This is a genomic window from Lacticaseibacillus zeae DSM 20178 = KCTC 3804 (assembly GCF_000260435.1).
GTDB classification, from domain to species: domain Bacteria; phylum Bacillota; class Bacilli; order Lactobacillales; family Lactobacillaceae; genus Lacticaseibacillus; species Lacticaseibacillus zeae.
This window is the reverse complement of the sequence record NZ_BACQ01000041.1, coordinates 1-13519: the sequence shown is the minus strand read 5'-3', so window position 1 is coordinate 13519 and position 13519 is coordinate 1. Positions and strand designations below refer to the sequence as shown.

At 42.1% G+C, this 13519-nt stretch carries 12 protein-coding genes; 10 read left to right on the top strand and 2 right to left on the bottom strand.

What is annotated here, in order from left to right; all coding sequences use genetic code 11:
* Together GSO_RS15810 and GSO_RS08675 are read left to right on the top strand one after the other, a co-directional pair.
* The coding region (locus GSO_RS15810) for a DNA topoisomerase (protein ID WP_010491173.1) at nucleotides 1-1012 on the top strand (1012 nt) is incomplete at its 5' end.
* A gap of 121 nt (nucleotides 1013-1133) precedes the next feature.
* Nucleotides 1134-1349, top strand: coding sequence for a hypothetical protein (locus GSO_RS08675; protein WP_004466187.1), 216 nt, complete (start codon nucleotides 1134-1136; stop codon nucleotides 1347-1349).
* Between the two features lie 248 nt (nucleotides 1350-1597).
* Here GSO_RS08675 and GSO_RS08665 read toward each other — a convergent pair whose 3' ends face one another.
* Nucleotides 1598-2548: a LacI family DNA-binding transcriptional regulator gene (locus tag GSO_RS08665; RefSeq protein ID WP_010491161.1), complete on the bottom strand. Its 951-nt coding sequence runs from the start codon at nucleotides 2546-2548 to the stop codon at nucleotides 1598-1600.
* Between the two features lie 151 nt (nucleotides 2549-2699).
* Between GSO_RS08665 and GSO_RS08660 the strand changes: the two genes are divergently transcribed.
* Together GSO_RS08660 and GSO_RS08655 are read left to right on the top strand one after the other, a co-directional pair.
* Complete coding sequence (locus GSO_RS08660; protein ID WP_010491159.1) at nucleotides 2700-4037, top strand: SLC45 family MFS transporter; 1338 nt, start codon at nucleotides 2700-2702, stop codon at nucleotides 4035-4037.
* Between the two features lie 26 nt (nucleotides 4038-4063).
* The gene (locus GSO_RS08655; protein ID WP_010491158.1) at nucleotides 4064-5743 is read left to right on the top strand and encodes a glycoside hydrolase family 13 protein; all 1680 of its coding nucleotides are present in this window, start codon (nucleotides 4064-4066) and stop codon (nucleotides 5741-5743) included.
* 97 nt (nucleotides 5744-5840) lie between these two features.
* Here GSO_RS08655 and GSO_RS08650 read toward each other — a convergent pair whose 3' ends face one another.
* Nucleotides 5841-6770, bottom strand: coding sequence for an IS30 family transposase (locus tag GSO_RS08650; protein WP_010491156.1), 930 nt, complete (start codon nucleotides 6768-6770; stop codon nucleotides 5841-5843).
* A 325-nt stretch (nucleotides 6771-7095) separates the two neighbouring features.
* Here GSO_RS08650 and GSO_RS08645 point away from each other — a divergent pair, with 325 nt between their 5' ends.
* The 6 genes from GSO_RS08645 (at nucleotide 7096) to GSO_RS08620 (ending at nucleotide 13098) form a co-directional block, all read left to right on the top strand.
* Entirely contained in the window at nucleotides 7096-7605 is a 510-nt protein-coding gene (locus GSO_RS08645; RefSeq protein WP_010491153.1) for a hypothetical protein, read from the top strand.
* 119 nt (nucleotides 7606-7724) lie between these two features.
* The gene (locus GSO_RS08640; RefSeq protein WP_029345563.1) at nucleotides 7725-8147 is read left to right on the top strand and encodes a hypothetical protein; all 423 of its coding nucleotides are present in this window, start codon (nucleotides 7725-7727) and stop codon (nucleotides 8145-8147) included.
* Nucleotides 8148-8389: 242 nt separating this feature from the next.
* Complete coding sequence (locus GSO_RS08635) at nucleotides 8390-8632, top strand: protein-export chaperone SecB (protein WP_003582208.1); 243 nt, start codon at nucleotides 8390-8392, stop codon at nucleotides 8630-8632.
* Between the two features lie 227 nt (nucleotides 8633-8859).
* A complete protein-coding gene (locus tag GSO_RS08630; RefSeq protein ID WP_010491147.1) occupies nucleotides 8860-9723 on the top strand; it encodes a PRD domain-containing protein in 864 nt (287 codons plus the stop codon).
* Nucleotides 9713-11578 carry a PTS beta-glucoside transporter subunit IIBCA gene (locus GSO_RS08625; protein WP_010491145.1) on the top strand — a complete coding sequence of 622 codons (1866 nt, stop codon included), beginning with the start codon at nucleotides 9713-9715 and terminating at the stop codon, nucleotides 11576-11578. Before GSO_RS08630 ends, GSO_RS08625 begins: the two co-directional genes overlap by 11 nt.
* Before the next feature lie 14 nt (nucleotides 11579-11592).
* Nucleotides 11593-13098: a glycoside hydrolase family 1 protein gene (locus GSO_RS08620; protein WP_010491142.1), complete on the top strand. Its 1506-nt coding sequence runs from the start codon at nucleotides 11593-11595 to the stop codon at nucleotides 13096-13098.
* Nucleotides 13099-13519: the final 421 nt, after the last annotated feature.

The following is a 13519-nucleotide window of genomic DNA, read 5'->3' as shown; positions in this document are numbered from 1 at the left end:
CTACGCCATTATCATGACTAAAGTTGTCCCGACGAAAGATCAATTAGCTGCCTTACCTAAATTACAGCAACAGGTCTATGATTTGGTTTTAAGAACCACATTAGCCATGTTTGCTGATCCGTACGAGTACGAGGAAACTACCATTATTACCCAAGTTGGTGACGCCAATTTTAAAGCAACGGCTAAGGTCCCAACTAAGCAAGGTTGGCAAGCTTTATTTGATGAAAACAAAGCCGACCAGCAAGAGGCAGCCACCCTACCGATCGTTCACCAAGGCGACCAAGTTCAAGCGAATCTGCAAACGCCGCAAAAAGAAACGACACCTCCGGTACCCTTTACCGAAGGTACCCTGATTATGGCCATGAAGACTGCCGGCAAAACGCTTGATGATGAAGAAGCCCAAGCAATTCTAAAAGAGGTGCAAGGCATTGGGACAAGTGCGACCCGGGCCAATGTGCTGGAAGTGTTAAAGAAACGCGGCTATCTCGTCTCTGAAAAGAACAAGCTCCACGTCAGTGAAGCCGGGATTACTTTATGTAAAGCGGTTGAACTCGAACCCTTGCTAACAAGTCCAGAAATGACGGCTAAATGGGAGCAAGCGTTACAGCAAATCAGTACCGAAGAACGCACCCCGGATAACTTTTTAAGCCAGATTAAGAACTTTGTGGCCAAGTTAATCGCTGATGTTCCCACACAATTAACCGGCAATGCAGCCATTAAGCAACAAATCAATCACCAACAGCAAGCACAAAAGTCCGACGAGGTCTTCTTAGAAACACCACAAGCGACCGTTTTAAATAAACAGAAATTTTACATTGTAAAGCCTAAGCAAGGCGAGGACTTTACCCTACCCAAGAAATGGAGTAGCAAGACGCTTGGTAAGACCGCAATTAAAGCGCTGGTCACCAAGGGGAAAACCAGCAAATTAAAGGGTTTCAAGAGCAAAAAAGGAAAGTCGTTTGCTGCCAAGTTAAAGCTTGACGGCCATAAATTAAGTTTTGATTTTGATTAGAACCTGCCTACCGCCCTGCACTACGTTCCGGTTGGTGAACCCGTCATTTAGGTTCACTTTTACAACCCTAAAAGTAAACCCAAACAACGGGTGAGGTTAGCAAAGCAATGGAGATCATAAAATGGATAATAAATTAGCAGTCATTGGGAGTGAATTACCAGTTTTACAGGCTAAAGGAACCTACAAGTATTTAAAAGAAATCACTGGTAACGGAGCCTATTATCAAGTGGCTTGGCAAAAATTAGCTGATGGCTACATCGCCCTTTATGGCACGACCCCGATTCAAATCAACGTAGCCCCTATATTGAATGATATTTTTGAAGATGAGGAGGGGTAGACAATGCCGAGTAAAGCAGACGTTAAAGCCTGGAAAGCACAATTAGTCGCCCAAGCCGAACAACAAATCCTAAACTTAACTGATAGTGGCCAATAAGCCTAATAACATTAAACAAAACATCAAAAAAATTTGATTAAACAACAGCCCTATATTCATGTGACCGTCCCCCACCTCCAAAAAATTAGTTAACTAGTTAATAGTTATAATAGTGGGGATTTTGAAAACAACTTGTCAAGACCGCATTAGATTCATTTCTCTTCTAATACTCGAGTTGTTTGTGCAATTGATAATTGTGGGGGAATTAAAGTTGACTTTCCAGGGCGTTTTTCAATCATTCCTAACAGCAGTTCAACCATTGATTGGGCAATTTTTTTAAGCGGTTGCTGTACCGTGGTTAAGTGTTGTAATGAAATCTGATTAATAAAGACGCCATCAAAGCCAGTTACTCCAACGTCAGCGGGAATTTTAATACCCAAGTGTAAAAGTTGTTGTAAAGCTCCAATTGCAATCCGATCAGTGGCCGCAACAATCACACTATTATCAGTTATAATTAATTGCTCGATTAGGTTGGCTGCTGCCTGTTCAGTATTATCGATCCGAAAAATAGTTGGCATTTTATTTAATTCCGTCATGGCTTGCAAATACCCTTCCTCACGCGAAATCGCAAAAGCCTCGTTCAAATCAAGTCCAAAATAAAGCAAGTTTTGATACCCACACTTTGCTAAATAGTGTGTCATTTGATAGGTGCCGTGGAAATTATCAATATCAACATATTTAATCGTTTGATCAAGCTGACCATAAGATACGATCGGATCAGATGACTTGGTTAATAATGGCAAGTCTTGTTGTCTTGCACCGCTGACAAAGGTTCCATCAACTTGACTAGAATGATCAGTCAAATCATGACTAATCTCCAATGTATAACCTTGTTCACGCAAATAATCTGCAATATATAACAATAGTTTGGCATAGTATGGATCGACTTGTTGAATATCTTCTAAAATTAGAAATTGAATAGCAAATTGACGCTGCTGTGATAAGGCTTGTCCAACTCGACTAGGCTTATAACCTAACTTACTAATAGCCTGCTGAACAGCTTGTCTAACTTCATCTGAAACCTGTTCGGGATGATGCAACACTCTTGAGACCGTCATCGTTGAAACATGTGATTCTTTGGCAACATCAGCTAATGTTATCATGAACCTCACCTCCAAAATTGTTTTACTATACTCTGTTAGCCGAAAAATCTTGTTAGCGCTAACAGAGTTTTAAGCATTTTCAAAATAAAATTAGCGTGCTAAAATTTATTTGTGAAATCGATTTCAAATATTTATTTTAGGAGTATCTACAATGGAAAACAAAAATAAAACTACTTTGCCAAATTTGCCATTATCCACCATTTGGATGTTAAGTTTTGGTTTTCTCGGAGTTCAAATGGCGTTTTCTTTACAAAGTTCTCAAATGGGAAGAATTTTTCAAACTCTTGGAGCAGACCCAACCAAGCTTGGCTTCTTCTTTATTTTACCACCATTAGCAGGAATGGTTGTCCAACCAATCGTTGGCTATTTATCTGATCGAACATGGAGTAAACGCTTTGGACGGCGAATGCCTTACTTGCTAGTTGGCGCTTTAGTCTCAGTTATTGTAATGTTTTTATTACCAAATTCAGGCAGTTTCGGCTTCAAAACTTCAACTGCCTTATGGTTTGGCGCAATTGCTATTTTATTTATGGATTTGAGTTCAAATGTTGCTATGCAGCCATTTAAGATGGTTGTTGGTGATATGGTCAACGAAAAGCAAAAATCATATGCTTATTCAATTCAAAGCTTTTTGTCCAATACTGGTTCTGTTTTAGCAACAATTTTTCCTTACCTTTTGACAGCTATCGGTGTGGCTAATACAGCAGCTGCAGGTCAAGTTCCTGATTCTGTTCGAATTTCATTTTATGTAGGAGCAGTAATTCTGGTTATTTTTTCTTTAATTTCAGTTTTTTCAGTTCATGAATATGATAATGATACTTACAAGAAATATCATGGTGTAGCTTTAAATGAAGACAACGCTAACGAAAAAAGCAAAAGTATGCTGCAGTTATTAAAAGAAGCACCGAAAACTTTTTGGAGTGTTACTTTAACTCAATTTTTCTGCTGGATGGCTTTCCAGTATCTTTGGACTTATGGTGCTGGCAGCGTTGCGGCAACAGTCTATCATGCTGCTGATCCAACCAGTTCTGGTTATCAAGCTGGTGCTAATTGGTTTGGAATCTTATCAGCCGTTTATGCAGTTGCTGCTGTTATCTGGTCACTGGTTTTATCAAAAATTCCGGCTGGTAAAAATAAACTTGGCTACACCCTATCATTATTTTTAGGTGCAATCGGCTTTATTTCATTTTTCTTCATTCATTCACAATTTGGCTTGTTATTCTCATTTATCCTGATTGGTATCTCATGGGCTGGCATGATGGCTTATCCTTTCATTATGGTTACCAACGCACTTGATGGTTATTCACATATGGGAACTTACCTTGGTCTATTCAATGGTTCAATTTGCTTACCACAAATTGTTGCTTCAGTCGCTTCGTTTGCAATTTTCCCAGCAGTTGGAAGTAAATTTCCTGCAATGATTTTAATCTCAGGAATTTTAATGTTAATTGGTAGTCTTTCAGTTTCATTAATTAAAGAAAAAATATAAGATAGAGAAAAAGGGAGCTGACTTAGATGACAAATACTCGTTGGTGGAAAGGTGAGATTGTCTATCAAGTTTATCCACGTTCATTTCAAGATACAAACAATGACGGAATTGGTGATCTACAGGGAGTCATTCAGCATTTAGATTATCTAAAATCACTGGGAATTACCATGATTTGGCTTTCTCCCGTTTACCAATCACCGATGGTCGACATGGGATACGATATTTCCGATTATCAAGCAATTGATCCGCAATTTGGTACTATGGCTGACTTTGACCAACTGTTGGTCGAAGCCAAAAAAAGAGGAATCAAATTGATTATGGATTTAGTTGTCAACCATACCTCAGATCAACATACTTGGTTCAAACAAGCATTGGCCGATCCAAGCAGTCCTTATCGTAAATATTATATCTTCAAAAAAACTACCGATGGGAAAGTTCCGAATAATTGGCGCAGTATTTTTGGCGGTTCTACTTGGACAGAGGTCCCCAATGAGCCCGGAACTTATTATTTTCATACATTTGCTCCACAACAACCGGAACTAAATTGGGAAAATCCTAAATTACGACAAGCAATTTATCAAATGATCAATTGGTGGCTCGATAAAGGCATTGCTGGTTACCGAATTGATGCAATTACTCACCTGAAAAAGGATCTTGATTGGGCTAGTCTACCACCAGACGGTGATGATGGTCTAGTTGCCGTAACTAAAAAGGGGCAAAACCGACCTGGTTTAAATAAGTTCCTTGACGAATTAAAAGCAGCTACTTTTGATAAATATAATGCGGTTACAGTAGGTGAAGCCTATGGTGTTCCGGCTGGTGATTTACCACAATTCATTGGTCCTGATGGCTATTTCTCGATGATTTTTGATTTCAGTTACCTTAATATTGATATTGCCAATGTTGATGAATGGTATCGTGGTAAGGCTGACTGGTCGATTAAAGAGTTGAAAGACACCATCTTTTCGACCCAAAAATCGATTAAGCAAGCTGGTGGCTGGACGGCCAATGTCTTAGAAAACCACGACCAACCTCGCGTTCTATCAAAACTAATTCGCAACAAAGCTGAACAAACTCCTCAAGCTGCCAAAGCTTTAGCGGCCATGTACTATTTCTTACCAGGAGTTCCATTCATCTACCAAGGTCAAGAAATTGGCATGAAGAACTTTCAGCGAACTAAAATTTCTGAGTTTAATGATGTTTCATCAATTAACAATTATCAAATGGCTCTCAAAGCTGGCTTCCAGCCACAACAAGCACTAGAGCTTTTAAATGATCGTTCTCGTGATAATGCTCGGACACCGATGCAATGGAATAATACCAGCTTTGGCGGTTTCTCAAAGACTCAGCCTTGGTTAAGCATGGGAAATGATCGCCAGAAAATTAACGTAGCAGATGAAAATTTAGATCCTACATCTGTACTGAACTTCTATCGAGCAATGGGAAAATTGCGGCATAATCCGCACTATCGGTCAACCTTAATCGATGGCAGATTAATTGAACTCCCGGCTCCTGATGACGTCATCGCCTATCAACGTCAACTGGGAGAACAAATAATTAGTGTTTTCGTTAATTTGTCTGCCGAAAGTCAAAAAGTCTCCCTTCCTACCGGCTCACTTCTACTTAACAATCAAACCAACTTAGTTCAAGATGCTACTAATTTAATTTTGCATCCTTATCAAGCGGTTGTTTTTGAAACGGATTAAAATTGTTTTCAAGCGGTAACTACAAAGTCAAACCTTTTAACTTTGTAGTTACCGCTTTTTTAGATTCCTTCTTCTTTTTAAAAGGTAGATTGCAAATTTAATCCGAATTTTTGGACAAATTTATCAGCATAACCTGATACGGTGTTTGCCAGTCGAGTATTTTAAGCGGTCGCTGGTTAATTTGGAGTAACGTCGTCGTTAAATCTTGAGCACTAATGTGCTCAAAACGAGTCCCTTTAGGATAAAAATAACGTAAATTCCGATTAAAGCGTTCATTACTACCACGTTCAGCTGGCGTATAAGCATGGCAGTAATAGGCCTTAATACCAGATTGTGATTCAAGTGATACTAGCCCACTCAACTCAGTGCCACGGTCCACAGTAAAGCTGTGCACCGGACCATTAAAAGTGGTTAGGAACTTAGTTAGTGCTTCATTAACAGTCGCTGTCGTCTGATCTTTTAACCGGTATGCCCAAAGGAACCGTGATTTTCGATCGATTAAAGTTAATAAAACTGCCTTACTATGCCCACGAGGACCAACGACTGTATCTAGTTCAAAATCGCCGATGCGATTACGTTGATTAATCATCATGGGACGCTGTTCAATTGATCGCCCCAAAGATTGATTATATTTGGATCGTTGGTCAACGTTACGCCGTTGGCGTACGCCATGTTCAGGTAGATCATTCAAGGAGAAACCAATTCTCCCCTGATTTAGCCAATTATAAATAGATTTAGTAGCTAGTTTAAATTCGTGAGCAATCATTCCTGGTGACCAGTTTAGACGTAAATGGTTGAGAATTTTTTGCTTTAACTCATCGCTCAGCTTAGTTTTCCGACCACATCGTAATCGCTTGTATTCGGCATCTGTTTGTGCTAATTCAGCCTGATAAGGTTGACATCGAGATAATTCATAAGAAATTGTTGACGGTGATCGGTTCAGCCGAACGCCCATTTGGATATTGGACAGCCCTAGTTCACAAAAGGTTTCGATTTTAATTCGTTCGGAATAGGTTATACTAGACAAAAGATCAGCTCCTAAAAGATGTGTTTGTGGTAAACACCATTTTAAAGGAAGCTGATCTTTTTTGTCCGAACAGCGTTCGGATTAATTTTACAATCTACCATATTAATAAACTTTTTCGACTTTTGGAATTCTTTGCTAGTAAGGGCCGTCACGACCTGAATCAGGCGCGGATCGTCCGTATAACTTAGTTAATACTAGCAACAAGTTGGAGCTTGTCAATTAGGATTTTTAGTTGTATTCCTAATATACTTTGACATAATGAACACGTACAAGCATTTCAGCAATTGGCAGCACGACTACTAGCGCCCATAAAGGAGAAGTCAGCATGACGAATCGAGCCGTCCTTAGCATGAGCACCATTGCCCTCGCCAGTACCGCCCTCGCTCTAATCCAACCCCAACGGGCACACGTCGAAACACCCCGGCAATCACCGACTGCGCAACTCGCCACAACCCATGATTCGTTAAAGACCACGCTTAAAACGACGGAACAGTCGGATCAACAATTAACGACCCAACTCACCACGTTACAAGCGGAAATCGAAACCGCTAAACAAGCGCTGGCGACCGCCACAGATCAGTTAGCGCATACCAAACCCGTTGATCAAGCGGCAATTGATGCGAATAAACGAGAAGTCGATGATCAAGTTGCACAGGTCCAGAAACAAACGCATTTTGTCGCGCAAATCAATCAAGACGAGCTTAGTCAAGACCGGGCCACAATTAAGTCCCTCGCGAAAGAAGTTGCCGCTAAAAAAACCGCAACTGATAAAGAAAGCGATGCGACTAAAAAAGAAGCGTTGCAACATACGTGGTTAGAGGCCTTAAAGATTTAAATGACCGACAAGACGCTATTCAACATCGTGACGAAGCCCCACAAGACCTTCAAGTTTGCAAGCAATCACTAGCGGACGCTCAACAAGAACGTCAGCACCTTCAAGCAGATCAAAAGGCCATGACCACCGCAAAAGAAGCCGTGACCACTGCGCGGGAACACCTTGCGACCCTCACGGACCAGCTTAGCGCAACCCAACGCAACCAAGCGGCCGTACGCCAACGATTGATGACGACCTTGCTTGCAGCCGCTACGCCAGCTGCCCAACCAGCACCGGAGTCCAAACCGACGCTTAAAGAACAACAAAAACAACCGGCTCACGATACTGATCAGTCCGTAGACTCAGTAACCGACACGGCCCAACCAATAAAAAATGAGACCGCCCAGCAAAAAGCGGCCAAAGCCATGGCGTTACAGACGGAGCTACCTCAAACCAATGAACGGACCACTGGGTGGCTGGGTTTCATCACTGGATTTGGTTTACTCATCATCGCCGGAGTCCACCTGATGACCCGTCGATTCAGCCGTCACTTTAACAACTAATCTGGATAACGCGTCTCAGTAGCGTTTAACTATCAAATTTGCCGTTACATACTTGGTTTAAAGAAAGCACGATATTAATCATAATTTTTATAAATATCCGGTGCCAAGAGTCAATGAATTTTGATGACCGCCAACGGATATTTTATACTGAAAATTTTAGTTAATTCCTAATCATTAGGTAATTTGTTTCCTGTAGGTAACAAATTATCGCAGTGAAAAACATTCGATTGTGAGTTGGTTTGATGTCCCAAGAGGAAGAGACCAAAGCGGTCGTTGCTTTAATCAAAGCAAACCGCGACCAAGCACAAGTAGGCATTGACACCTTGATCAATAAAAACGCCGTTGCAATCTTTTATCCCTATGTTCGGGCCTTAGTATCAGGGATAACTAATGCGTCTAATGAATATCCAGCATTAATTTTACCAACTATCAATGTTTCACAGATACTAGGTGAACACAGTACCGACTTAGAAACTTCTGACTAACGATCAGGCCCGTTAAACCAGGGAAGTCGACCATTGCTATCATTGAATAGGCTTAAAAGGTGATTGACACCCGTAAATAAAAGCGCTAACATTAACACATAAATTAATGACGAATAATTCATTGGGATTGTTATAGCAAAGTTTCAGTGCTACACAAAACCCACTTAGTCGAGGGGCTAAGTGGGCTTTTTTTATTAAAAAAACGTCATTTAAGGGGGAGTGATGTGATGAAAATCAAAAAGATCCTGAACAATAATGCATTTATCACGCACACTGATGATCACCAAGAACTTATCGTTGTTGGCAAGGCCGTGGCTTACGGTAAACACGTCAATGAGGAGGTTGATGAAAGTAAGATTTATAAAACGTTTGCTCCGGTTAGCCGTGGGGACCGAAAACTAATTTTAGATATGATCAACGATATCCCAATCCAGTTTTTCCAAATTGCCAAACGCATCGTTGATAAGGCCCAAGCAGATGATCAGATCGACCTGACCGACAGCGTCTACATCGCCTTAACGGACCACATTGCGTCCGCTGTCGACCGAGCCAAGGAACACTTATTTTTAACCAACCAATTTATTTGGGAGATTCGCAGCTTTTATCCCAAAGAATTTTCGATTGGTCTCTGGGCGTTACAGCTGATCGAACAACAGTGCGGGGTACCACTACCAGAAGACGAGGCGGGGTTCATTGCAATTCATATTATTAGCGGGGAACTCGGGAACCGGTTAGATGACTTTCAAGCTGTCGTCAACTTTATTAAGAAACTCACCAGCATCGTCACGTACCAACTGGCAATAGATATTGATCGGGAATCACTCGATTATAACCGGTTTGTCACGCACTTAAAATTTTTCTGGCAATACATGATGTACAACAATGAAAAACAATCCATTGGTGACCTCAGTAACGACCTGCTTGCAATTATTAAAGGTAAAAAGGTCGCCGCGTACGAATGCGCGTTAAAGATTAAAACGTTTATTCACCAAACTTATAATTATGATCTTAGCAATGAGGACCTACTCTACATGACGATTCACATTGCACGGATCACCGAAAATACGGGGAGGCAACATGATGAAGTATGAAGCAATGAATCAAGCCATTATTAAGGGCGTCGGGGGACCAGGCAACGTCAAATCGGTCGTGCACTGTGCGACCCGCTTACGCTTTGTTTTGAAAGATGAAAGCAAGGCGGACGATGATGCCGTCAAAAATATTCCAGGAATCCTACAACTCGTCAAAAAAGCTGGTCAATACCAATTAGTGATCGGCAATAACGTTGAAGATGTCTATAACGAGCTCGCTGATATGCTCGACTTAGATAACCAGGGCACGACCGCCGATTCGGGGAAAGACAATCGCAACTTATTTGATAAAGTGATCGGGACCATTACCGGTTCGATCGCCCCTGCAATTCCGCTCTTAGCTGGTGCCGGGATGGGGAAGGTGCTCCTTCTTATCTTAACGCTTACCGGGGTACTCTCCGACAAGAGCCAAACGTATCAAATGCTGAATTTGATTTTTGATACCGGCTACTTCTTCATGCCCGCGTTTATCGGGTTTTCCGCCGCCAAAATTTTTAAAACTAACCAATACTTAGGAGCCTTCATGGGCCTGGTTACGGTCAATCCGAACTGGACGGCCTTAGTTGCGGCTGCCAAACCCGTTAGTTTTATTGGCATCCCTGTTCAGCTGGTCTCATACTCATCAACCTTGATTACGGCCATCCTATCCGTTTGGATGATGTCATATATCGAAAAGTTTGTTAAAAAGATTACGCCAGGAATGATTAAAGTGTTTGCTGAGCCAATGCTAATCATGTTAATCACAGCGCCTTTAACATTTATCGTTCTTGGACCGATTGCCAACTTGATTTCTATGGGAATTGCCTCTGTAAGTATGTTCTTGTATGAACATGCTGGTTTCATTGCCATTCCATTGTTAGCAGCAGCTTATCCATGGTTGGTCTCGATTGGTATTCACAAGGCATTGAGCCCAATCAGTATTCAACTAGTTGCAACGCAAGGATTCGATCCAATCATCCGAGTGGTCGCACTTTGCTCGAACATGTCCCAAGCTGCAGCTTCATTAGCAGTTGGATTAAAAACTAAAAATAAGCAATTACGCGCTTTAGCACTTTCTTCGACAGTTACGGCTTATTTAGGTGGTATTACTGAGCCTGCAATGTTTGGTGTTAACTTGAAGTTAAAGAAGCCGATGTATGGTGCGATGATTGGTGGTGCCATTGCTGGATTATTTGCTGGATTTATGAAAATGAAGGCTTTTATTTATGTTACCCCCGGATTGTTAAGTCTACCGATGTGGGTCTCGAGGACGGAAAATTTTGTTGTGTTAGCCATTGCCACCATTGTTATTGCAAGTATCGCAACCTTTGTTGCCACTTGGCTCATTGGATTTGATGATCCAGTGAGTGATGAGACGACAAAAAAAGAACAAGCTGAGGCTGATAAAGTCGTAACGACTAAACACACAATCAACAGTCCAGTTGTCGGTGAAACACGGAAATTAAGCGAAGTGAACGACGAGACATTTGCGAGTGGTGTTATGGGAAACGGTATCGCGGTGATTCCGAGTGAAGGCCTGGTCGTTGCACCGGCCGATGGTATTGCATCCGCAGTATTTGACACTAGCCATGCAATTGGAATTCATTTGGATAATGATGCTGATTTGTTGATTCATGTCGGGATTGATACGGTTGAATTGCACGGCAAGTATTTTGAAACCTTAGTCAAGAAAGGTGAACGTTTTCATGAAGGACAGCCACTGTTGAAGTTTGATTTGGAGAAAATCACGGCTGCCGGGTATGATCCTACCGTGATGATTATTGTATTAAATACAAAGGATTTCTTAGAAGTCTTGCCCGTACCGGAATCGAATCAATCTGTAAAAGTTGGTAATAACTTGTTAATGCTGGCATAGTTGGAGGAATTACAATGGATTATTTCAAGACGGCACCGAATTTTATGTGGGGAGTTGCCACTGCCGCGAATCAAGTGGAAGGTGGTTGGGATGAAGACGGAAAAGGAATGTCAATTGCTGACTGCATGCGCTATCGACCAAAAATAGATACAAATGATTATCAAGCTGTTAATCAAATGGACAGCCATGAAATTGAACTTGCATTGACTGATCATTCAACAAAAGGTTGGGCAAAGCGGCATGGCGTTGATTTTTATCATCGTTACCGGGAGGATATTAAATTATTAGCAGCAACGGGTATCAACACGTACCGCTTCTCAATCAGTTGGGCCCGAATTTTTCCCAACGGGGATGACGCCCAGCCAAATCAAGCCGGTCTTGACTACTACTTAGCGGTCGTCCAAGAACTTAAAAAGTACAACATTACGCCGATCGTGACGTTGTCTCATTATGAAATGCCCCTAAACCTCGTCTTAAACTACGACGCCTGGTTCGATCCACAAGTCATCGGCTACTTTAACAAATTTGCCCAAACGGTGATCGATTACTTGCACGATGATGTGAAGTACTGGATTCCAATCAACGAGGTCGATAGCATTATTCGCCACCCATTTTCATCTGCCGGGCTAGTTGCCGATCGATTTCAGGGCCAGAACTTTGAAGCAGTGATTTATCAAGCAATGCACCACCAATTCTTAGCCGCCGCCAAAGTCGTTCAATACTGTCACCAACGTTACGCGGATTTGCAAGTGGGGTCCATGATTACACGAACCATGGTTTATCCGTATAATAGTGATCCACAAAACGTCCTGGCCGCAACTGAAACGATGCGTGACGTCTACGCCTTTAGTGATATTCAGGTTCGGGGGCGCTACCCCCAGTACTTACTGACGACACTTAAGCGGAAGGGGATCCCGTTAACGATTTCCGCCGAAGACCGCGCGTTGTTACAACAAAACACGGCAGACTTCGTTGCGTTTAGTTACTACTCGTCGATCTGCACGGCAGCCGATCCAACTGGTCTCAAAGTGACCAAGGCGAACCGGACGGCCGGGGTTTACAACCGCTACCTTCCAGAAAGTGAATGGGGCTGGCAGATCGACCCCGTTGGGTTACGGTTATCCCTGATCGACTTGTACGACCGGTACCAGAAACCACTCTTCATCGTCGAAAATGGGTTGGGGGCCACGGACACTTTAACGGCGGGCCATCACGTTCACGACCAGTACCGGATCGACTATTTACGCCAACACATTCAGCAGCTATTGATCTCCATGGCCGAGGACGGCATCGAGCTAATGGGCTACTGCATGTGGGGCCCCACCGATATGATCTCGGCATCGTCCAACCAAATGTCCAAACGGTACGGGCTCGTCTACGTCGACTTAGACGATGCGGGCAACGGGACTTATAGCCGTTACCGTAAAGACAGCTACTACTGGTATCAGCAACTACTGAGTTATGGCCATCAAATTCCCGTTGAATTTCTGGCCACCCCGGTTCCAGCGGTTTCTGAATAGGGCGTTTCAATTAGCAGGGGAGCCCCTAACTTAAAAAAGCACGATTTACCGGCATAAAAATGCCATTAAATCGTGCTTTTTTGCTTCCGTCCACCTACAATAACGGATTAGGTTAATTGCAGTCGCACAAACACGGTAAACATCTGGAGGCGAATTAAATGAGTACCGAGTATTAGAAAAGATAAAACGATTGCATCGGTTAAAACTGCCAATAATGAAGTGTTGGTTAACTTTCTGGATTCTCCCGGGGCATCAAAAGCTAAAAAAGAAGCTGATACGGGGAAAATAACAACTATCGGCTCGTTAATGGATTTTGACAATTGGATTGATAAATTTGCAATCTACCATCTCACCAATTTAAATATTGATTAACTGATCTTCAATTGCTCAATCATTTACGTTCTAAGAAGCCTAAGAACCT